This is a genomic window from Streptomyces sp. R-07, from assembly GCF_049913175.1.
Classification (GTDB): Bacteria; Actinomycetota; Actinomycetes; order Streptomycetales; family Streptomycetaceae; genus Streptomyces.
Map to the genome: position 1 here is coordinate 2881663 of NZ_CP183978.1, position 17601 is coordinate 2899263.

Below are 17601 nucleotides of genomic sequence, written 5' to 3' on the forward strand. Positions count from 1 at the left end.
TTCTGCCGAATGATGACGATCACCGGCGGCCTGTCCTCAGCGGGCTCCCGGAGCCTATCGCAACTGGTCTACACCAGTGTGCAACGAGATGCGGACCCGGCTTGTTCCGGGCAGGGAGGACGCCGATGAGTACGGACAGCGCTGCGGCCGCACCGAAACCCAAGAAGTCCGTGTCCTGGGGCGGGCTCTTCCAGGGTCTCCAGAAGATGGGCCGCAGCCTCCAGCTCCCCATCGCCGTCCTCCCGGCCGCCGGCATCATCAACCGCCTCGGACAGCCCGACGTGTTCGGCGCCGAAGGTCTGGGCTGGGACAACGTCGCGAAGGTGATGGCGGGCGCCGGTGGCGCGCTGCTCGACGGCAATCTCGGCCTTCCCCTGCTGTTCTGCATCGGTGTCGCGATCGGCATGGCCAAGAAGTCGGACGGCTCGACCGCGCTGGCGGCCGTGGTCGGCTTCCTCGTCTACTACAACGTGCTGCGCCAGTTCCCCGAGACCTGTCCGAAGGGCACGGTGGACATCAACGGCGGCTGCCTCTCGCCCGAGCAGGCCTTCAGTGGGTACACGTACCAGAACCCGGGCGTCTTCGGCGGCATCGTCATGGGCCTGATGGCCGCCTGGTTCTGGCAGCGGTACCACCGGACGAAGCTCGTCGACTGGCTGGGGTTCTTCAACGGCCGCCGGCTCGTCCCGATCATCATGACGTTCGTGGCGATCGCGTTCGCCGCGATCTGCCTGTGGGTCTGGCCGCCCATCGGTGACGCCCTGGAGAACTTCAGCGACTGGCTCGTCGGACTCGGCTCCTGGGGCTCGGGCATCTTCGGCCTCGCCAACCGCGCCCTGCTCGTCATCGGCCTGCACCAGTTCCTGAACGTGCCCATCTGGTTCCAGTTCGGCACGTACGAGAAGCCGGGCGGCGGGGTGGTCCACGGCGACATCCCGATGTTCCTCGCGGGCGACCCGAACGCCGGCCAGTTCCTGACGGGCTTCTTCCCGATCATGATGTTCGCGCTGCCCGCCGCGGCGCTCGCGATCACCCACACCGCGAAGCCGCACCGTCGCAAGGCGGTCGGCGGCATGATGCTGTCGGTGGCCCTGACCTCGTTCGTCACCGGCATCACCGAGCCGATCGAGTACTCGTTCCTCTTCATCGCGCCGCTGCTGTACGCGATCCACGCCGTGCTGACCGGTGTGTCGATGGCGCTGACCTGGGCGCTCGGCGTGAAGGACGGTTTCAGCTTCTCGGCCGGCCTGATCGACTACGTGATCAACTGGAACCTCGCGACGAAGCCGTGGCTGATCATTCCGATCGGCCTGGGGTTCGCGGTCGTGTACTACGTGATCTTCAGGTTCGCGATCGTCAAGTTCGACCTCGCGACGCCCGGCCGCGAGCCGGAGGAGATCGAGGAGGAGATCGAGCGGGAGAACGTCAAGTGACCCCGCGACCACGCGGCGCAGCCTGACCGCTTCGAGGCTTTCGCCCCCTCGTAAGGCGCACGAAAGGCCCCTGGACCTGACGGTCCGGAGGCCTTATGTCGTGCATTTCCAGCTATGGCCGAGTGCACAGAATTCGCAGGTTCCTTATCTAAGTCTCACGTGCTACAACTGGTCTACACCACTCATTGGTGTAGACCACGCGGTCCAGACCACCGCGTTCCACGAGACGTCGCCGTCCCCCCTTTTCACTGTCCTCTGGCGGCGCCTTGCCTTACTGGAGGAAGTTGATGAGTACGGCCACCGCCCAGGCCGCCGCTCCCGCGAAGAAGCGCGGATCCGGCCTGTTCCAGGGCCTGCAGAAGGTCGGTCGCAGCCTGCAGCTGCCGATCGCCGTTCTGCCGGCCGCGGGTATCTTGCTCCGTCTCGGCCAGCCCGACGTCTTCGGCGCCGACGGCTTCGGATGGGACAAGGTCGCTTCCGTCTTCGCCACCGCCGGCGGCGCGGTCTTCGACAACCTGCCCCTGCTCTTCTGCATCGGCGTCGCCATCGGCTTCGCCAAGAAGGCGGACGGCTCCACCGCCCTGGCCGCGCTCGTCGGCTTCCTGGTCTACAGCAACGTGCTGAAGGCCTTCCCCATCACCGAGGCCGTCGTCAACACGACCGCCAACAAGGGTGTCGACGTCGCCGCGACGTACAACAACCCCGGTGTCCTCGGCGGCATCCTGATGGGCCTCATCTCCGCCGTCCTGTGGCAGAAGTTCCACCGCACCAAGCTGGTGGACTGGCTCGGCTTCTTCAACGGCCGCCGTCTCGTCCCGATCATCATGGCCTTCGTCGGCACCGCCGTCGGCGTCGTCTTCGGTCTGGTCTGGGAGCCGATCGGTGAGGGCATCTCCAGCTTCGGCGAGTGGATGACCGGCCTCGGCGCCGGTGGCGCCGGCCTCTTCGGCCTCATCAACCGCGCGCTGATCCCCGTCGGCATGCACCAGTTCGTGAACACCGTCTCCTGGTTCCAGATCGGCGACTTCACCAACGCCGCCGGCGAGGTCGTCCACGGTGACCTGAACCGCTTCTTCGCCGGTGACCCGAGCGCCGGAATCTTCATGTCGGGCTTCTTCCCGATCATGATGTTCGGCCTCCCGGCCGCCGCGATCGCCATCGCCCACTCCGCTCGCCCCGAGCGCCGCAAGGCCGTCATGGGCATGATGGTGTCCCTCGCGCTGACCTCCTTCGTCACCGGCATCACGGAGCCGATCGAGTTCACCTTCATGTTCATCGCGCCGGTCCTGTACGCGATCCACGCGGTCCTGACCGCCGTGTCCATGGCCGTCACCTGGGCCTTCGGTGTCCACGCGGGCTTCACCTTCTCCGCCGGCCTGATCGACTACGGCCTGAACTGGAACCTCTCGACCAAGCCCTGGCTGATCATCCCGATCGGTCTTGTCTTCGCGGCGATCTACTACGTGGTCTTCCGCTTCGCGATCACCAAGTTCAACCTCCCCACCCCGGGCCGCGAGCCCGACGAGGAGATCGAGGACCTCACCAAGGCGTGAGCCCCGCCCGTACACGAGGGAAGGCCCCGGAACCGTCCAGGTTCCGGGGCCTTCCCCGTTGTCCGTACGTTCCGGGGCCTTCCCCGTTGTCCGTACGAGGACTCAGATCTCGTACACCGCTCCCGGCCGCGCCAGCTCCGACGGCCCCGCGTACACCTCGCGCGCGTCCGTCAGGTTCCGCTCGCCGTCCGTCCACGGCGGGATGTGGGTGAGCACCAGGCGGCCCACCCCCGCGCGGGTCGCGTGCGCGCCGGCCTCCCGGCCGTTGAGGTGGAGGTCCGGGACCTCCTCCTTGCCGTGGGTGAAGGAGGCCTCGCAGAGGAAGAGGTCGGTGCCGTCGGCGAGGTCGTGCAGCGCCTCGCAGACCCCGGTGTCCCCGGAGTACGTGAGCGAACGGCCGCCGTGCTCGACCCGGATGCCGAACGCCTCGACCGGGTGGCACACCTTCTCCGTACGGACGGAGAACGGGCCGATCTCGAAGCTGCCCGAGGTCAGCGTGTGGAAGTCGAAGACCTCGCTCATCGACGTGGCGGAGGGCGTGTCGGCGTACGCCGTGGTCAGCCGCTGCTCGGCGCCCTCCGGCGCGTAGACGGGGAGCGCGTCGCAGCGCCCGCCCTCGTGCCGGTAGTAGCGGGCGACGAAGTACCCGCACATGTCGATGCAGTGGTCCGCGTGCAGGTGGCTGAGGAAGATCGCGTCCAGGTCGTACAGACCGATGTGTCGCTGCAGCTCGCCCAGGGCGCCGTTGCCCATGTCGAGGAGCAGCCGGAAGCCGTCGGCCTCGACGAGGTAGCTCGAACAGGCCGAGTCCGCGGACGGGAACGACCCCGAGCAGCCGACGACGGTGAGCTTCATGGAGCGTGAACCTCCGTGGACGGGTGCGGGAAAGCGCGCTGAGGGAGGGGAGGCTGTGCGGTCTGTCGAGCGTAAGGCGCACCCGGGCCTGTCGCTCCTTCGTGGTGGCCCGTTGTGGGCGAACTCACGGGCTCTGTCACCGGTTCGGATGGATGGCGGGGCGCTACGGCGAAGTGAACCGCGCGCCGGTACGGTCTTGAGGTATGGACACGTCGTGGTGGCCCGCGCTGGTCGCGGTCGTGGTGATCGCACTGGTGGTGGCGCTCGCCTGGGGGTCCCCCCGGACGAAGTCTGGGGGAGGGTGGAAGCGTTCGAAGCGGAGGCCCGCCGGCCGGACCCGGCCGCCGGCCCGTCCGACGGCGCGTCCGCAGCGGCGGCCCGAGGGGCCCCGGCGGGCTCCGGGCCGGCCGCCGAGGGCGGCGGAGATCTGGTGGGCGGACGTGCCCTTCGAGGACGGGCCGGGGTCGAAGGACCGGCCCTGTCTGGTGCTCGTGGTACGGGGGGACAGCGCGCTCGTCGCCAAGATCACCAGCAAGTACCACGACGAGCGGCCGGGGGTGATCGCGCTGCCGCCGGGGGCGGTGGGCGACGCGCAGGGGCGGCCGAGCTTCCTGGAGACGGACGAGCTGCGGGAGGTGCCGATGGGTGACTTCCGCCGGAGAGTGGGAGAGGCGGACCCGGTCGTGTGGGACCAGGTCCGCCATCTCGCGCACTGAGCGCCTGAGCGCCTGAGGCGCGACGGAGCTACGGGGGGGCTACGGGGCTACGCCCAGAGCTGGCCCTGGACCGTTTCGATCGCTTCTTCCGTCGTCTTGGCCGTGTAGAGGCCGGTCGACAGGTACTTCCAGCCGCCGTCGGCGACGACGAAGGCGATGTCGGCGCTCTCGCCGGCCTTGACCGCCTTGTTGCCGACGCCGATGGCCGCGTGGAGGGCTGCGCCGGTGGAGACGCCCGCGAAGATGCCCTCCTGCTGGAGGAGTTCGCGGGTGCGGGTGACGGCGTCGACGGAGCCGACCGAGAAGCGGGTGGTGAGGACGGAGGCGTCGTACAGCTCGGGCACGAAGCCCTCGTCGAGGTTGCGCAGGCCGTAGACGAGGTCGTCGTAGCGCGGTTCGGCGGCGACGATCTTGACGTCGGGCTTGTGCTCCCGGAGGTAGCGGCCGACGCCCATGAGCGTGCCCGTCGTGCCGAGGCCGGCGACGAAGTGGGTGATCGAGGGGAGGTCGGCGAGGATCTCGGGGCCGGTGGTGGCGTAGTGCGCACCGGCGTTGTCGGGGTTCCCGTACTGGTAGAGCATCACCCAGGTCGGGTTCTCGGCGGCGATCTCCTTGGCGACGCGTACGGCCGTGTTCGAGCCGCCTGCCGCGGGGGACGAGATGATCTCGGCGCCCCACATGGCGAGCAGCTGACGCCGCTCCTCGCTGGTGTTCTCGGGCATGACGCAGACGATGCGGTAGCCCTTGAGCTTGGCGGCCATGGCGAGGGAGATGCCGGTGTTGCCGCTGGTCGGCTCCAGGATGGTGCAGCCGGGGGTGAGCCGGCCGTCCTTCTCCGCCTGCTCGATCATGTGGAGCGCGGGGCGGTCCTTGACCGAGCCGGTGGGGTTGCGGTCCTCCAGCTTCGCCCAGATGCGGACGTCGTCCGAGGGCGAAAGCCGGGGGAGGCGGACCAGCGGCGTGTTGCCGACCGCGGCCAGCGAGGAGTCGTAGCGCATGTGGATCAGACCATGCCGCCGGCGACGGCCGGCAGGATCGTGACGTTGTCGCCGTCGGTGAGCTTGGTGTCGATGCCGTCGAGGAAGCGGACGTCCTCGTCGTTGAGGTAGACGTTGACGAAGCGGCGGAGCTTGCCCTCGTCGACGATGCGGGCCTCGATCCCGGTGTGGCGGGACTCCAGGTCGGCGAAGAGCTCGGCGAGGGTGCCGCCGCTGCCCTCGACGGCCTTCTGGCCGTCGGTGTAGGTGCGGAGGATGGTCGGGATGCGGACCTCGATGGCCATGGCGTGGGCTCCTGTCGGAAGTGGCGTGATGGGCGCGCTTCTGTGGCCCCGCGCGAAGGGGTCGTACGGTGAGGGCGCTCGGCCGGTCGCTCAGAGCGCAGCGCGTGCGGTACGGCGTGAGGTACAGATCGCGCTGGCGAGGCGGCACAGGTCGACGTGCAGGCGTGCGACGAGCACGGTGGTGCTCGGAGTCTCTTCGCTCACGTCGTGGGAAACCATGGGCTCATCGTATCGATTCCCGGTCCGGGTTTCGGAATGTGATCTCACATCGTGGATGATTTCTGACCGACTGGCGGACCTTGCAGGTAGAGAGCAAGCGGAGCGAGTGCGCCACTCGGGCCAGGAGGAGTCCTGGATCGTCGTCACGAGGTCCCCGGGGACGAAACCGGGCACGAAATGCCGCAGGACGTCGGCCTTGACGTTGCCGAAGGTGGTGTCCGGCTTCGGCGAGACGCCCTCCGCGAAGGCGGCCAGGATGCGGCGCGTCAACCACCTGGGCTGTGCACCCAGGCTTGCGGCTCGGGATCGTCGATGGCTTCGACGACACCCGGCTGCGTCCAAGCCTCTACGCGGTGAGCGAGAGGACAGGGGCCGTTGACTCGGCCCCGCGGACCCACGTCCACCAGCCGCGGGCGGCGATGTTGTGGGACGAGTTCACGTCCGCGTGCTCAACGAAGCCGCAGGCCTGGCATGCGAACACGGCCTGCGAAGGCCGTTGCGCCGGTCGACGTGGCGACAGCGGGAGCATTCCTGGCTGGTGTACGCGGCGTCGACGTACACCACCGGGACTCCAGCCCGCTTCGCCTTGTAGGCGATGAAGGGACCGAGCTCATGGAAGGACCAGGAATGCAGCGTGACGCGTTGGGGCTTGCATAGCCGTACCCGTTCGCGGATGCCCGTGAGGTCTTCCAGGGCGATCCCTCGACCGGTGCGTTGAGCCTCCGCCACGATGGACTTGCTGATCTTGTGGTTGATGTCCCGGGCCCGGCGGGCTTCCTTGCCCGCGAGCCGCTTCGCCCGCCGCTTGGCGGACCTCGTGCCCTTCCTCTGCAGCTTCGCGCGCAGCCGGCGATCAGCGTCGCGCCGGCGGTTCAGGTGGCGGCCGCTGTATCGGGACCCTGTGGAGGTCGTGGCGATGTTCACGATGCCCAGATCCACCCCCGCGAATCCGTCGGGAGCGGTGTTGAGAGCAGCCTCCGGAACCTCGCAAGTCGCCAGCAGGTACCACTGCCCGCCCTGGCAGAGCAGATCGGACTCGCCCTGCCGATACAAGGCGAGAGCCGCCAACTGTTCGGCCTGACCCGTGAAGGCGAGGCCCTTCATCCGCCCGGACGTCGTCCAGATCGAAACCGTGCGCTCGTCCAACTGCCAGGACAGACATCGGTCGTCGAAGGGATGCGCCGCATCCGGCCGGAACGCGACCGGCTTCCCGGTCGCGTTGCCGTAGCGCTTCGAACCGCGCCTGCCGAGGTTCCCGGCCTTCAGGTTCGCCCTCGGGGTGGTGTACGCGTCCGCGACCTTCCGCAGCACATGCAGCGCGGGCTGCGCCGACAGCCCCCGCGCCTTCAGCTCCGCATACTCCAGCGCCTGAAGCGCGGCCCGCGAAGTACGGCCGCCCTCGAACGCCCGGACCGAGAGCCAGCTAGCCGCCTCGTTGCAGGCACGCAGGGTCGCTTCGAGGGCCACCGCCTGCTCAGGCGTCGGCAGCAGCTTCACCCGCACCACCAACTTCATGGCACCGACGCTACGGACCCTCGCCCGAGGACGGGCGAAGTCTGCTCACCGCCACCAGAACACATGACCTATCGAACTGGCGCCCGACAGCAGTCTGGAGCGGGTACGGGTGGAGGCGGCGCGGAGCGGGCTCGGCAGCGACGAGAGCCTGCGGAGGGCGTTCGCCCGGCATTTCGGGGTGACGCCCTCCGCCTACCTGGCGCGCTTCCGGACGACGTCCTACTCGTAGGCCTCGACGACCTTGACCTCTTCCTCCGTGACGACGCCTTCGACGATCGTGTAGGAGCGGAACTGGAAGGGGCCGGCGCCGTCGGTGTCGGCGGTGGAGACGAGGACGTAGTGGGCCTGCGGCTCGTTCGCGTACGAGATGTCCGTACGGGACGGGTAGGCCTCGGTCGCGGTGTGCGAGTGGTAGATGATCACGGGCTCCTCGTCCCGGTCGTCCATCTCGCGGTAGAGCTTCAGCAGATCGCCGGAGTCGAACTCGTAGAAGGTGGGCGAGCGCGCCGCGTTCAGCATCGGGATGAAGCGCTCCGGGCGGCCCTCGCCGACCGGGCCCGCGACGACGCCGCAGGCCTCGTCGGGGTGGTCCGCGCGGGAGTGCGCCACGATCTGGTCGTACAGGGCCCGGGTGATGGTCAGCATGCCGACAGGATAAGCAGACGGGCCGTTCCGTACCGATGGATGGTACGGAACGGCCCGAATGGTGAGACCGAGCAGGTCAGAGCGTCAGGCGCGCTTGACGAAGGAGGCGCCCTGGGGGTTGCGGGCCTTGAGGACCAGGTAGGAGACGGCGAGGACCAGGCCCCACACCGGCGCGCCGTACAGCGCGACCCGGTTGTCCTTGTCCATGCCCATGGTCACGATCACCATGCCGATGAAGGCGAGCGAGAAGACGCTGAACCAGATGCCGCCGGGCGCCTTGAAGGAGGACTGGGGCAGCTCGCCCCGGTCGGCCTTGAGCCGGTAGCGGATCTGGCAGATGAGGATGACGATCCAGGCCCACATGCCGGAGATGGTGGCGAAGGAGACGACGTAGTTGAACGCCTCGCCGGGCCACTGGTAGTTGATCCAGACGCCGACCATCATCAGCGCGGCGGAGACCGTGGTGCCGACGAGCGGGGTGCCGGACCTGGTCAGCTTGGTGAAGACCTTCGGGCCCTGGCCGTTGAGCGCGAGGTCGCGCAGCATGCGGCCGGTGGAGTACATGCCCGAGTTGCAGGACGACAGGGCGGCCGTGAGGACGACGAAGTTGACGATCGCGGCGCCGATGCCGAGGCCCATCTTCTCGAAGGCCTCGACGAAGGGGCTGACGCCCGGCTTGAACGCGGTCCACGGGACGACCGAAAGGATCATGATCAGCGCGCCGACGTAGAAGACGGCGATGCGCCACGGCACGGTGTTGATCGCCTTCGGCAGGACCGTCTTCGGGTCCTTGGACTCGCCCGCCGTGACGCCGACCAGCTCGACCGCGAGGAAGGCGAACATGACCATCTGGAGGGTCATCAGCGTCGAGCCGATGCCGTTCTCGCCGGCGAAGAAGCCGCCGAGGTCCCAGAGGTGGGTGACGGAGGCGGTGTCGCCGGCGTCGGAGAAGCCGAGGGTGAGGATGCCGGCGCAGATCAGGATCATGCCGACGATGGCGGTGACCTTGACCATGGAGAACCAGAACTCCAGCTCACCGAAGAGCTTCACGGAGATCAGGTTGGCGCCGTAGAGGATCACGGTGAAGACGAGGGCGGAGAGCCACTGCGGGATGTCCCACCAGTACGTCATGTAGGTCGCCGCGGCGGTGACCTCGGTGATGCCGGTGACGACCCAGAAGAGCCAGTACGTCCATCCGGTCGCGAAGCCCGCGAACGGGCCGATGAACTCGCGCGCGTACTCCGAGAAGGAGCCCGACACCGGGCGGTACATGAGGAGCTCGCCGAGCGCCCGCATGATGAAGAAGATGACGAGGCCCGCGATGGCGTACGCGAGGATCAGGCTCGGTCCCGCGATGGAGATGCCCTTGCCCGCACCGAGGAAGAGCCCGGTGCCGATGGCGCCGCCGATCGCGATCATCTGGATCTGGCGGGCGCCGAGTGCGCGGTGGTAACCCTCGCCCGTGGCGGAGTCCGCGGCCTCATTGCCGTCATGCTGCTTGTCGACCTGCACTGAGGTCATGGTGGTGCGCCTTTCTCCATGCTGATCCGCGCGACTGCGAGTGCGTCTGCTGCGGATCAGATCCTGATCCCCCCGGATGTGGATGGAGTGCTACCGGCGGTCAGCCGGTCCAAGCGCCCTCGGGAACAGGGGTGGCGTGCCCGAGCGGTCGTGAAGATTTATCACGGGGTGGAGGGTGATCGAGGGAGTTGGGCGTGGCGCACGCCACAAATAAACACGGACAAAAGGTGCACAAGATGGCGACGCGGACGCTCTGATAACGCATTCGTTATCCGGATTTGAGCGTCCGCTGAGCGAACACCCCGCCGTGCGTCCCGACGGTCAGGCCATCAGGGTCGCGACGAGGGACTCCTGGAGCGCACCCAGCCAGAGGTACGCCATCACCATCGGCTTGCGGGGATCGGAGTCCGGCAGCCGGTACAGCTGCTCGCTCTCCTCGTCGTCCGTGACCTCCAGACGGGTCCCTATGGTCAGCCGGAGGTCGTTGAGCGCGCCGAGCCAGGCCCGGGACTCGTCCGGGGTGAGCTTCAGGACCGCGCCGCCCTCACCCGCCGCCTCGGCGGAGAGGGAGTCCAGGGCGCGCACGACCACGAGGGCGTCCTCGCGCTTGCGGGCCCGCAGGTCGTTCTCGGTGTAGCGGCGGAAGTCGGAGGCGGCCGACCGCAGCTCCTCGCTGTCGTCCCCGTAGGCGTCGGGGAAGAGGCGCCGGAGGGCGGGGTCGGACGGCGGCTCACTCGGCCCCTCGGCGAAGAGCGCGGCCAGCGGGTCCGCGTCGGCGGCGGGCTCGTCGCCCGGCCCGATCAGCTCCATGAGCTGGACGGCGAGGGAGCGGAGGATGGAGATCTCGACGTCGTCGAGCGCGACGGCCGCGCCGCCGCCGGGGAGGACCTCGAAGCGGCCGGCCATCAGAAGCGGTCCTGGGAGAGGGTCGCCCACAGGCCGTAGCCGTGCATCGCCTGCACGTCCCGTTCCATCTCCTCGCGGGTGCCGGCGGAGACCACCGCGCGACCCTTGTTGTGCACGTCGAGCATCAGCTTGTGCGCCTTGTCCTTGGAGTATCCGAAGTACGACTGGAAGACGTACTCCACGTAGCTCATCAGGTTGACCGGATCGTTGTGCACGAGGGTCACCCAGGGCACGTCGGGTTCGACGACCGCGGAGACCTCCTCGGCCGATTCCGTACGTTCGATCTCAATAGGCGCGACGCTCACTCACACCATGTTGTCACCCCTGGGGGGCGGTCGCGCAAACGGGGCGCGCACACGGCGCTCCCCGGGTGTGGCACACCCGTGACGATAGAAATCGTCACTCTGACGATTTCTGCGCTAGCATCGCTGACATGAACGCTGCGGACCTTGGGCTGCCGGTGGACGTGCCGTCGACCGCGCTCTTCACCGATCAGTACGAGCTGACCATGCTCCAGGCGGCCCTGCGGGCCGGCACCGCCGACCGGCGCTCCGTCTTCGAGGTCTTCACCCGGCGGCTGCCCGAGGGGCGGCGCTACGGCGTCCTCGCGGGCGTCGGCCGGGTCCTGGACGCCGTCGAGAACTTCCGGTTCGACCCCGCCGTCCTGGGCTTCCTCCGGGAGCGCGGCATCGTCGACGAGCCGACCCTGGAGTGGCTGGCCCGCTACCGCTTCTCCGGCGACATCTGGGGCTACCCCGAGGGCGAGGTGTACTTCCCCGGCTCCCCCGTGCTGCGCGTCGAGGGCTCCTTCGCGGAGTGCGTGCTCCTGGAGACCGTGATCCTCTCGATCCTCAACCACGACTCGGCCATCGCGGCGGCCGCCTCCCGCATGTCGGCCTCGGCCGGCGGGCGGCGCCTGATCGAGATGGGCGCCCGGCGCACCCACGAGCTTGCGGCCGTCGCCGCCTCCCGCGCCGCGTACGTCGGCGGCTTCGAGGCGACCTCCGACCTCGCGGCCGGCTTCCGCTACGGCATCCCGACCGTCGGCACCTCCGCCCACGCCTTCACCCTGCTCCACGACAGCGAGAAGGACGCCTTCCGGGCCCAGGTGGAGACCCTGGGGCGCGGGACGACCCTGCTCGTCGACACGTACGACGTGGCCGAGGCCGTCCGGACCGCCGTCGAGGTCGCCGGGCCCGAGCTCGGGGCCGTACGGATCGACTCGGGCGACCTGCTGCTCGTCGCGCACCGGGTGCGGGCGCAGCTCGACGAGCTGGGCGCCCGGGACACGAAGATCGTGGTCACCTCGGACCTCGACGAGTACGCCATCGCCTCGCTCGCGGCGGCGCCGGTCGACGCGTACGGGGTGGGGACGCAGCTGGTCACCGGCAGCGGCCACCCGACCTGCTCCATGGTCTACAAGCTCGTCGCCCGCGCCGCCTCGGCCGATCCGAAGGCGCCGCTGGTGCCGGTGGCCAAGAAGTCGCTGGGCGGCAAGGCCTCGGTCGGCGGCCGCAAGTGGGCGGCCCGCAGGCCCGACGCGGCCGGCGTCGCCGAGGCGGAGGTCGTGGGCACGGGACCGGTCCCGCCGGAGCTCGCCGACCACCAGCTGCTCGTCGAGCTGGTCAAGGGCGGCGGCGTGGTGGCCCGGGAGCCGCTCGAAGCCGCCAGGTCGAGGCACATCGCGGCCCGCGCGGGGCTGCCGATGTCGGCGATCCAGCTGTCACGGGGCGAGCCGGTCCTGCCGACCGAGTACGTGTAGTCGTGCCGGTGGTCCTGCCGACCGAGTACGTGTAGTCGTGCCGGTGGTCCTGCCGACCGAGTACGTGTAGTCGTGCCGGTGGTCCTGCCGACCGAGTACGTGTAGTCGTGCCGGTGGTCCTGCCGACCGAGTACGTGTAGTCGTGCGGGTGGTCGTGCCGACCGAGTACGTGTAGGAGTCCTCTGGGACGCCCCCTCCCGCCGGGAGGGGGAAGTCTCTAGGCTCGAAGTCTCCCTTCCGACGCGCTAAGGACACCCGCCATGCACCGCGCATTGATCGTTGTGGACGTTCAGAACGACTTCTGCGAGGGCGGCAGCCTCGCGGTGACGGGCGGCGCGGACGTCGCCGCCGCCATCACCGACCTGGTCGGCCAGACGGCGGGCACCTCCTACCGGCACGTCGTCGCCACCCGCGACCACCACGTCGACCCGGGCGCGCACTTCGCCCCGGCCGGCGAGGAGCCGGACTACGTGTCCTCCTGGCCGGTGCACTGCGTGGCCGGCACCGAGGGCGTCGGCTTCCACCCGAACTTCGCGCCCGCCGTCGCCAGCGGGGCGATCGACGCCGTGTTCGACAAGGGCGCGTACGCCGCGGCGTACAGCGGCTTCGAGGGGCGCGACGAGAACGGCGGGACGCTCGCGGAGTGGCTGCGCTCGCGGGACGTCACCGAGGTCGACGTGGTCGGCATCGCCACCGACCACTGCGTCCGGGCCACGGCCCTGGACGCGGCCCGGGAGGGCTTCCGGACCCACGTGCTGCTCGACCTGACGGCGGGCGTGGCCAAGGAGACCACGGACCGGGCCCTGGAGGAGCTCCGGACGGCGGGCGTGAAACTGACGGGCAAGCCGGTCGTGGCGTAGCTCCCCCGGCCCCGGCAGCGGTGCCAGGCGTCGCGAGCCCGGCCTGGTCGACAGGGCACCCCCTACGCCGCGGGCTCCTTCGGGAGGGACCGTACGGGGTGCCAGAGCTCCTGGGCGGCGCCCGGGGTGGATCTCCACAGCAGGCCGTCCGGGTGGTGCAGGACGGCGGTGATCTCGTCGGGGGTGGGCGGCTCGGCGTTGCCCCGGAGGTAGACGGCCCGCAGCCCGAGGTTCCGCAGCCGGGTCAGGGCGCGGGCGCGGTTGGCGGCGTGGACCAGGAAGCGGACGGTGGCGCCGTCGCCGGCCGGGCTGGGAAGCCCTATGGCGACGACCACGCTGCCTCCCGGCAGCTTGCAGAACCCTCCGTTGGGCATGCGGAACCACTCCCCCGTGGATCAGATGTCAATAAGAAATGCGTCAGACGCACCTAAACACGATCGGCCGCCGCCCGCTAGAGGGCGACGGCCGATCATGGTTTGACCTGCGGTTTTACCGATTACTTGGTCGAGGGCCCGACCTGAACCGTGATCGTCTGGCCATCCTTCGGCTCCTTGACGACCTGGATCTTGGTGTTGGTGTCAGTTACCTGGACACCGGCGCGCGGGGTCTCGGCGAACCAGTAGACGCCCTTGCGGTCGTCGAAGGTCGGGTTACCGGCCTGCGACGGGACCCAGGTGGCGACGTCCTTGTAGTGCAGCTGGAAGCCGTCCGTGCGGGAGATGCTGAACGGCGAGTCGTACGCCTGGACACGGTTGCGCATCAGCTCACCGTTGGACCACTTCAGCGGGCTCGGGTGCGAGTCGATCGGGAGGACCAGACCGGCGCCCGGGTGCTGGGAGGTGTTGTTGTCCTTCTGGGACAGGTCCCACTTCCAGATGAGCAGACCGTTCTGGTACGGGTAGTGCTCGACCCAGCCGGCCTTGTCACCCGTGAAACCGAAGTTGTACGGGCCGACCTTGAGGGTCTTGTCGTACGAGACGTACTGGCGGTTCTCCGCGATGTAGTACTGCTCGTACTCCTTCGTGAAGCCCTTGCCGACCCGCGAGAAGCCCTTGGCGACCCAGCCGTTGTCGCCGTTCTCGGCGCCGTCCGCGAAGACGGAGGCACCGTCGGCGGTGACGTTGATGGCGTCGGCCGTGAAGCCCTTGCCGCCCGCGCCGCCGTCCGTCTGGTAGCGGAAGCGGAGGTCGAACTTCTTGCCCGCGTAGGCGCCCAGGTTGTAGACGAGCTTCTTGTGCACGTCGGAGGCACCGGTCAGGCCCGGGGCACCGGCCGCGTCGCGCGGGAGGGCCACGCCGTCGGCGGTGCCGTCCAGCGCCGTCCAGTTGGCGCCGCCGTCGGTCGACACCTCGGCGTAGAGGTAGTCGTACTCGGCCTCGATGTCGTACCAGCCCTGGAGCTCCAGGGAGGCGGACGTCTTGCCCGTGAGGTCGACGGAGCGGGTCAGGGTGTTCTTGAGGTCGTCACCCATGTTGCTCCACCACTGCGAGGCGCCCTCGGCGGGAGCCACGATGTCGGTGGTGACCTTCTTCTTCGGCAGCTCGACGAGGAGCGCCTGCGGGTTCTTCGTGTTGTACTCCGAGACGCCCAGCTTGTGGGTCGTCTTGGTGGAGCGCTGCCAGTCGTTGACCTTGGCGTAGTTCAGCCAGCCGAGCTGGAGCTTGTCCCAGGCGGACATGTCGCCGGGCAGGTCGCCGATGGCGTCCTTGCCCTGGCCCAGCCAGGAACCGGACGACATGAGGGTCCAGAACCCGGTGGAGTTCTCGCCGCCCGAGGTGTCGTAGTGGTCCGGCAGACCGAGGTCGTGGCCGTACTCGTGCGCGAAGACGCCGAGGCCGCCGTTCTCCGGCTGCATCGTGTAGTCGCCGACCCAGATGCCGGTGTCACCGATCTGGGTGCCGCCGGCCTTGTTGTTCTCCGGGCCGGTCTTGCCCGCGTTGGTGCCGTAGGCGTACCAGCGGTGGGCCCACAGGGCGTTCTTGCCCTCGACGCCGCCGCCGGCCGACTCGTCCTCGCCCGCGTGCACGAGCTGGAAGTGGTCGATGTAGCCGTCGGGCTCGTTGAAGTTGCCGTCGGCGTCGAAGTCGTAACGGTCCCACTGGTCGTACGCGGCCAGCTGGGCCTTGATCTGGGCGTCGGTCTGGCCCTTGGCCTTCTGGTCGGCGGCCCAGGCGGTGACACCGTCGCGGACGGTGTCCCAGACGTTGGCGCAGTTGGTCTGGCCACAGTAGTTCGAGCCGTAACGGGCCTCGTTGTACGGGACCTTGACCCAGTCGGAGACCGTGCCGTCGACCGAGTAACGACCGGACGAGGTCCGCTCGTAGTAGGTCTTCATGGAGTGCTTCGGGCTGCCGTCGGCGTTCTTGCCGGTGCCGAAGTACAGGTCCTGGAAGTGCTGCTGGTTGTAGTCCGCCTGCCAGGCCGTGGAGTTGTTGTTCGCACGGTCCGGCTGGGCTATACGGTTGTGCAGCGGGCCGGGCTCGCCGCCGTACTTCGGCTTGAGCTCGGGGGTGTCGTCGTCCTTGCGGTCGATCATGGTGGTGTTGTCCACCTGGTCGCCGAACTCGACGAGGATCGTGAAGATCTTGTCGGTCTTCTCGCGGCCAAGCTCGACGTACTTCTTGTTGTCGAGCTTGACGACCTTGGAGCCGTTCCGGGTCTCGACCTTGGACTCGCCGCTCAGCACCTGCTCCAGGGCAGCCTTGCGCTGCTGCTCCTGCTGCTCGCTGTACGGACCCGGCAGGTCGTGGTCGACCGTCGTCTTGTCGACGGTCTGGATGCCGGCCGGCGTCACGCTTCCGTGATTGTCGGCCCAGGCGGTGGTGAAGGTCGAGGCGGTGGCGGCGGTAGCCGCGAGCGCCACGACGACTGCGGACGCTCTGATCGCCCGTCGTCTGTTGGTCACTTGGTGTTGTCCTCCCCGGCGCCCGCGCTCTCGGACCGAAGGTGGGGTGTCCGTCCGGCGGGGTCGCGCGTCACAAGTGACGACATTCGACCGGAGTGGGGCGAGAAAAGACAGATCTTGACTTGAACGGGTCAACTGCACTATGCAGGACCAGGTTTCCGATAATCGAACACTCAGCGGGCGCATCGTGAAGGAAGATTGACGATTCCGTGACCCCGTGCGCCCCCCGTGCATCGGCGTCGTGGGTAAGGTCACGCTTACCTGTCACACCGCCCGGGCATCCACCGTCGTAGAGTCGAACCGAAGTCTCGAGGGGCGGTACCCGTCATGCAGCGTCCGAACGCCGCACAGCTCACCTACGGTTCGGCCACCGTCGTCCTCGCGACCGTCGCCCTGCTGTTGCTCTCCGGTACGACGACGATCCTGGGCATCGCGGTGATCTGCGCCGCCGCCCTGCTGCTCGGCACCCTCGTGGCGGTGACGATGCCGGTGCGCGAGCGGCCCGTCAATACCCCCGTGAACGAAGAGATCCGGGTGCCGGCCGAGCGCGTGGGCGCTGGGGCCGATACCCGGATCGGTTCGTGACGCTTCGTCCGTATCACCGCTCCGTCCGCGTCATCGGGGGACGGTGACGACCACCGTCTTCGCCGCCTTGTCGTGCAGACCCTGCTTGTACGGCTTGTCGACCACGATCAGGATGAGGATCAGCAGCGGCCACAGGCAGGCGCAGCAGATCAGCGCGGGCAGCCAGAGCACGACGGCGCGCAGCAGCGACTGACTCATCGGGGGCGTCGAGCCGTCGTTGAGCATCGCGACCCGCAGCTTCATCAGCTTCTTGCCGACGGTCTGGCCGTCCTTGGCCGTCAGCACGGTGTCGTAGGCGACGTACGCGACGATCGTGATGAGCTGGAAGACCAGCTGGCTGCCCCCGTTGAGGCTGTTGACCGTGTCCCCGAAGTCGTTGCCGTCCCTGGTCGCCCGGTCGTAGATGTGGAACGGGATGCCGATGATCGCGAGCGGCACCGCGATGATCACCCAGTCGATCAGCCGGGCGAGGACGCGCCGGCCGGTCTCCGCGAGCGGCGGCATCCCGGAGAGCGGATCGGTCCCGCCGTAACCGCCGCCGTAACCACTGCCGTACGGAGGCGGGGGCGGCGGCATGTTGTCGTACGGGGAGCCGGGGCCGGAGCCGTACGGGTTCCCCGGCGGGGGCCCTCCCGGAGGCGGACCCGGCGGCGGCCCTCCCGGAGGCGGCTCCGGCGGCGGCCCTCCCGGAGGCGGCTCCGGCGGCGGCCCTCCCGGCGGCGGCTCCGGGGGCCTCTTGCTGAACGGGTCGTCGTCGGGCGGCTGGCCGGGCGGCGGCTGGTCGGTGCTCATGGGGGCAGTGCATCCCGGGCGGGACGGCCCCGCAAGGAATCACCGCCCGTTC

Annotated in this window: 18 protein-coding genes and 1 pseudogene; 6 read left to right on the plus strand and 13 right to left on the minus strand. The window is 68.9% G+C overall.

The features are described 5' to 3' along the window. The first annotated feature begins 125 nt into the window (after positions 1-125). Both ACN9M0_RS13015 and ACN9M0_RS13020 read left to right on the plus strand, forming a co-directional pair. Positions 126-1433, plus strand: a complete 1308-nt coding sequence (locus ACN9M0_RS13015) for a PTS transporter subunit EIIC (protein WP_366036676.1) — start codon at positions 126-128, stop codon at positions 1431-1433. Between the two features lie 287 nt (positions 1434-1720). Further along, a complete protein-coding gene (locus tag ACN9M0_RS13020; protein ID WP_366036675.1) occupies positions 1721-2986 on the plus strand; it encodes a PTS transporter subunit EIIC in 1266 nt (421 codons plus the stop codon). 102 nt (positions 2987-3088) lie between these two features. Here the strand turns inward: ACN9M0_RS13020 and ACN9M0_RS13025 are convergent, their stop codons facing one another. Next, a complete protein-coding gene (locus ACN9M0_RS13025; protein WP_366036674.1) occupies positions 3089-3841 on the minus strand; it encodes an MBL fold metallo-hydrolase in 753 nt (250 codons plus the stop codon). 203 nt (positions 3842-4044) lie between these two features. Here ACN9M0_RS13025 and ACN9M0_RS13030 point away from each other — a divergent pair, with 203 nt between their 5' ends. Beyond that, complete coding sequence (locus ACN9M0_RS13030) at positions 4045-4557, plus strand: type II toxin-antitoxin system PemK/MazF family toxin (protein WP_366036672.1); 513 nt, start codon at positions 4045-4047, stop codon at positions 4555-4557. 47 nt (positions 4558-4604) lie between these two features. Here the strand turns inward: ACN9M0_RS13030 and ACN9M0_RS13035 are convergent, their stop codons facing one another. The 9 genes and pseudogenes from ACN9M0_RS13035 to clpS all read right to left on the minus strand — a co-directional run bounded on the left by ACN9M0_RS13035 (position 4605) and on the right by clpS (position 10950). Continuing rightward, complete coding sequence (locus ACN9M0_RS13035; RefSeq protein ID WP_426403630.1) at positions 4605-5555, minus strand: PLP-dependent cysteine synthase family protein; 951 nt, start codon at positions 5553-5555, stop codon at positions 4605-4607. 5 nt (positions 5556-5560) lie between these two features. Next, complete coding sequence (locus tag ACN9M0_RS13040; RefSeq protein ID WP_318210021.1) at positions 5561-5839, minus strand: MoaD/ThiS family protein; 279 nt, start codon at positions 5837-5839, stop codon at positions 5561-5563. 90 nt (positions 5840-5929) lie between these two features. Then, complete coding sequence (locus tag ACN9M0_RS13045; protein WP_366036670.1) at positions 5930-6058, minus strand: putative leader peptide; 129 nt, start codon at positions 6056-6058, stop codon at positions 5930-5932. Positions 6059-6172: 114 nt separating this feature from the next. Beyond that, positions 6173-6331: pseudogene (locus ACN9M0_RS13050) on the minus strand (diguanylate cyclase); the annotation flags it as partial. A 162-nt stretch (positions 6332-6493) separates the two neighbouring features. Further along, positions 6494-7573 carry an RNA-guided endonuclease InsQ/TnpB family protein gene (locus ACN9M0_RS13055; protein WP_426403631.1) on the minus strand — a complete coding sequence of 360 codons (1080 nt, stop codon included), beginning with the start codon at positions 7571-7573 and terminating at the stop codon, positions 6494-6496. A 219-nt stretch (positions 7574-7792) separates the two neighbouring features. Next, a complete protein-coding gene (locus tag ACN9M0_RS13060; RefSeq protein ID WP_366036668.1) occupies positions 7793-8218 on the minus strand; it encodes a M67 family metallopeptidase in 426 nt (141 codons plus the stop codon). Positions 8219-8302: 84 nt separating this feature from the next. Continuing rightward, entirely contained in the window at positions 8303-9739 is a 1437-nt protein-coding gene (locus ACN9M0_RS13065) for an amino acid permease (RefSeq protein WP_366036667.1), read from the minus strand. Positions 9740-10060: 321 nt separating this feature from the next. Further along, positions 10061-10645: a DUF2017 domain-containing protein gene (locus tag ACN9M0_RS13070; RefSeq protein ID WP_366036666.1), complete on the minus strand. Its 585-nt coding sequence runs from the start codon at positions 10643-10645 to the stop codon at positions 10061-10063. Beyond that, entirely contained in the window at positions 10645-10950 is a 306-nt protein-coding gene (clpS, locus tag ACN9M0_RS13075; protein ID WP_366036665.1) for an ATP-dependent Clp protease adapter ClpS, read from the minus strand. Before clpS ends, ACN9M0_RS13070 begins: the two co-directional genes overlap by 1 nt. Before the next feature lie 128 nt (positions 10951-11078). Between clpS and ACN9M0_RS13080 the strand changes: the two genes are divergently transcribed. Continuing rightward, positions 11079-12407, plus strand: a complete 1329-nt coding sequence (locus tag ACN9M0_RS13080; protein WP_366036664.1) for a nicotinate phosphoribosyltransferase — start codon at positions 11079-11081, stop codon at positions 12405-12407. A 260-nt stretch (positions 12408-12667) separates the two neighbouring features. Continuing rightward, entirely contained in the window at positions 12668-13267 is a 600-nt protein-coding gene (locus ACN9M0_RS13085) for a nicotinamidase (RefSeq protein ID WP_426403632.1), read from the plus strand. A 62-nt stretch (positions 13268-13329) separates the two neighbouring features. Here ACN9M0_RS13085 and ACN9M0_RS13090 read toward each other — a convergent pair whose 3' ends face one another. Continuing rightward, on the minus strand, positions 13330-13641 hold the full coding sequence (locus ACN9M0_RS13090) for a hypothetical protein (RefSeq protein ID WP_366036662.1): 312 nt from the start codon (positions 13639-13641) through the stop codon (positions 13330-13332). Positions 13642-13763: 122 nt separating this feature from the next. After that, positions 13764-16172 carry an immune inhibitor A domain-containing protein gene (locus tag ACN9M0_RS13095; protein ID WP_399699202.1) on the minus strand — a complete coding sequence of 803 codons (2409 nt, stop codon included), beginning with the start codon at positions 16170-16172 and terminating at the stop codon, positions 13764-13766. A 327-nt stretch (positions 16173-16499) separates the two neighbouring features. On the opposite strand from ACN9M0_RS13095, the gene ACN9M0_RS13100 reads away from it, so the two are divergent. Beyond that, positions 16500-16757: a hypothetical protein gene (locus ACN9M0_RS13100; protein WP_366036660.1), complete on the plus strand. Its 258-nt coding sequence runs from the start codon at positions 16500-16502 to the stop codon at positions 16755-16757. A 30-nt stretch (positions 16758-16787) separates the two neighbouring features. Here the strand turns inward: ACN9M0_RS13100 and ACN9M0_RS13105 are convergent, their stop codons facing one another. After that, a complete protein-coding gene (locus tag ACN9M0_RS13105) occupies positions 16788-17549 on the minus strand; it encodes an RDD family protein (protein WP_426403633.1) in 762 nt (253 codons plus the stop codon). Positions 17550-17601 lie beyond the last annotated feature (52 nt).

Excerpts from the sequence above, each read along its gene's own strand:
- ACN9M0_RS13030 (WP_366036672.1), top strand. The coding sequence starts at position 4,045 with ATGGACACGTCGTGGTGGCCCGCGCTGGTCGCGGTCGTGGTGATCGCA.
- ACN9M0_RS13080 (WP_366036664.1), top strand. The coding sequence starts at position 11,079 with ATGAACGCTGCGGACCTTGGGCTGCCGGTGGACGTGCCGTCGACCGCG.
- ACN9M0_RS13015 (WP_366036676.1), top strand. The coding sequence starts at position 126 with ATGAGTACGGACAGCGCTGCGGCCGCACCGAAACCCAAGAAGTCCGTG.
- ACN9M0_RS13105 (WP_426403633.1), bottom strand. The coding sequence starts at position 17,549 with ATGAGCACCGACCAGCCGCCGCCCGGCCAGCCGCCCGACGACGACCCG.
- ACN9M0_RS13025 (WP_366036674.1), bottom strand. The coding sequence starts at position 3,841 with ATGAAGCTCACCGTCGTCGGCTGCTCGGGGTCGTTCCCGTCCGCGGAC.
- ACN9M0_RS13065 (WP_366036667.1), bottom strand. The coding sequence starts at position 9,739 with ATGACCTCAGTGCAGGTCGACAAGCAGCATGACGGCAATGAGGCCGCG.
- ACN9M0_RS13060 (WP_366036668.1), bottom strand. The coding sequence starts at position 8,218 with ATGCTGACCATCACCCGGGCCCTGTACGACCAGATCGTGGCGCACTCC.
- ACN9M0_RS13090 (WP_366036662.1), bottom strand. The coding sequence starts at position 13,641 with ATGCCCAACGGAGGGTTCTGCAAGCTGCCGGGAGGCAGCGTGGTCGTC.
- ACN9M0_RS13085 (WP_426403632.1), top strand. The coding sequence starts at position 12,668 with ATGCACCGCGCATTGATCGTTGTGGACGTTCAGAACGACTTCTGCGAG.
- ACN9M0_RS13055 (WP_426403631.1), bottom strand. The coding sequence starts at position 7,573 with ATGAAGTTGGTGGTGCGGGTGAAGCTGCTGCCGACGCCTGAGCAGGCG.
- ACN9M0_RS13070 (WP_366036666.1), bottom strand. The coding sequence starts at position 10,645 with ATGGCCGGCCGCTTCGAGGTCCTCCCCGGCGGCGGCGCGGCCGTCGCG.
- ACN9M0_RS13020 (WP_366036675.1), top strand. The coding sequence starts at position 1,721 with ATGAGTACGGCCACCGCCCAGGCCGCCGCTCCCGCGAAGAAGCGCGGA.
- ACN9M0_RS13100 (WP_366036660.1), top strand. The coding sequence starts at position 16,500 with ATGCAGCGTCCGAACGCCGCACAGCTCACCTACGGTTCGGCCACCGTC.
- ACN9M0_RS13045 (WP_366036670.1), bottom strand. The coding sequence starts at position 6,058 with ATGGTTTCCCACGACGTGAGCGAAGAGACTCCGAGCACCACCGTGCTC.
- ACN9M0_RS13040 (WP_318210021.1), bottom strand. The coding sequence starts at position 5,839 with ATGGCCATCGAGGTCCGCATCCCGACCATCCTCCGCACCTACACCGAC.
- ACN9M0_RS13035 (WP_426403630.1), bottom strand. The coding sequence starts at position 5,555 with ATGCGCTACGACTCCTCGCTGGCCGCGGTCGGCAACACGCCGCTGGTC.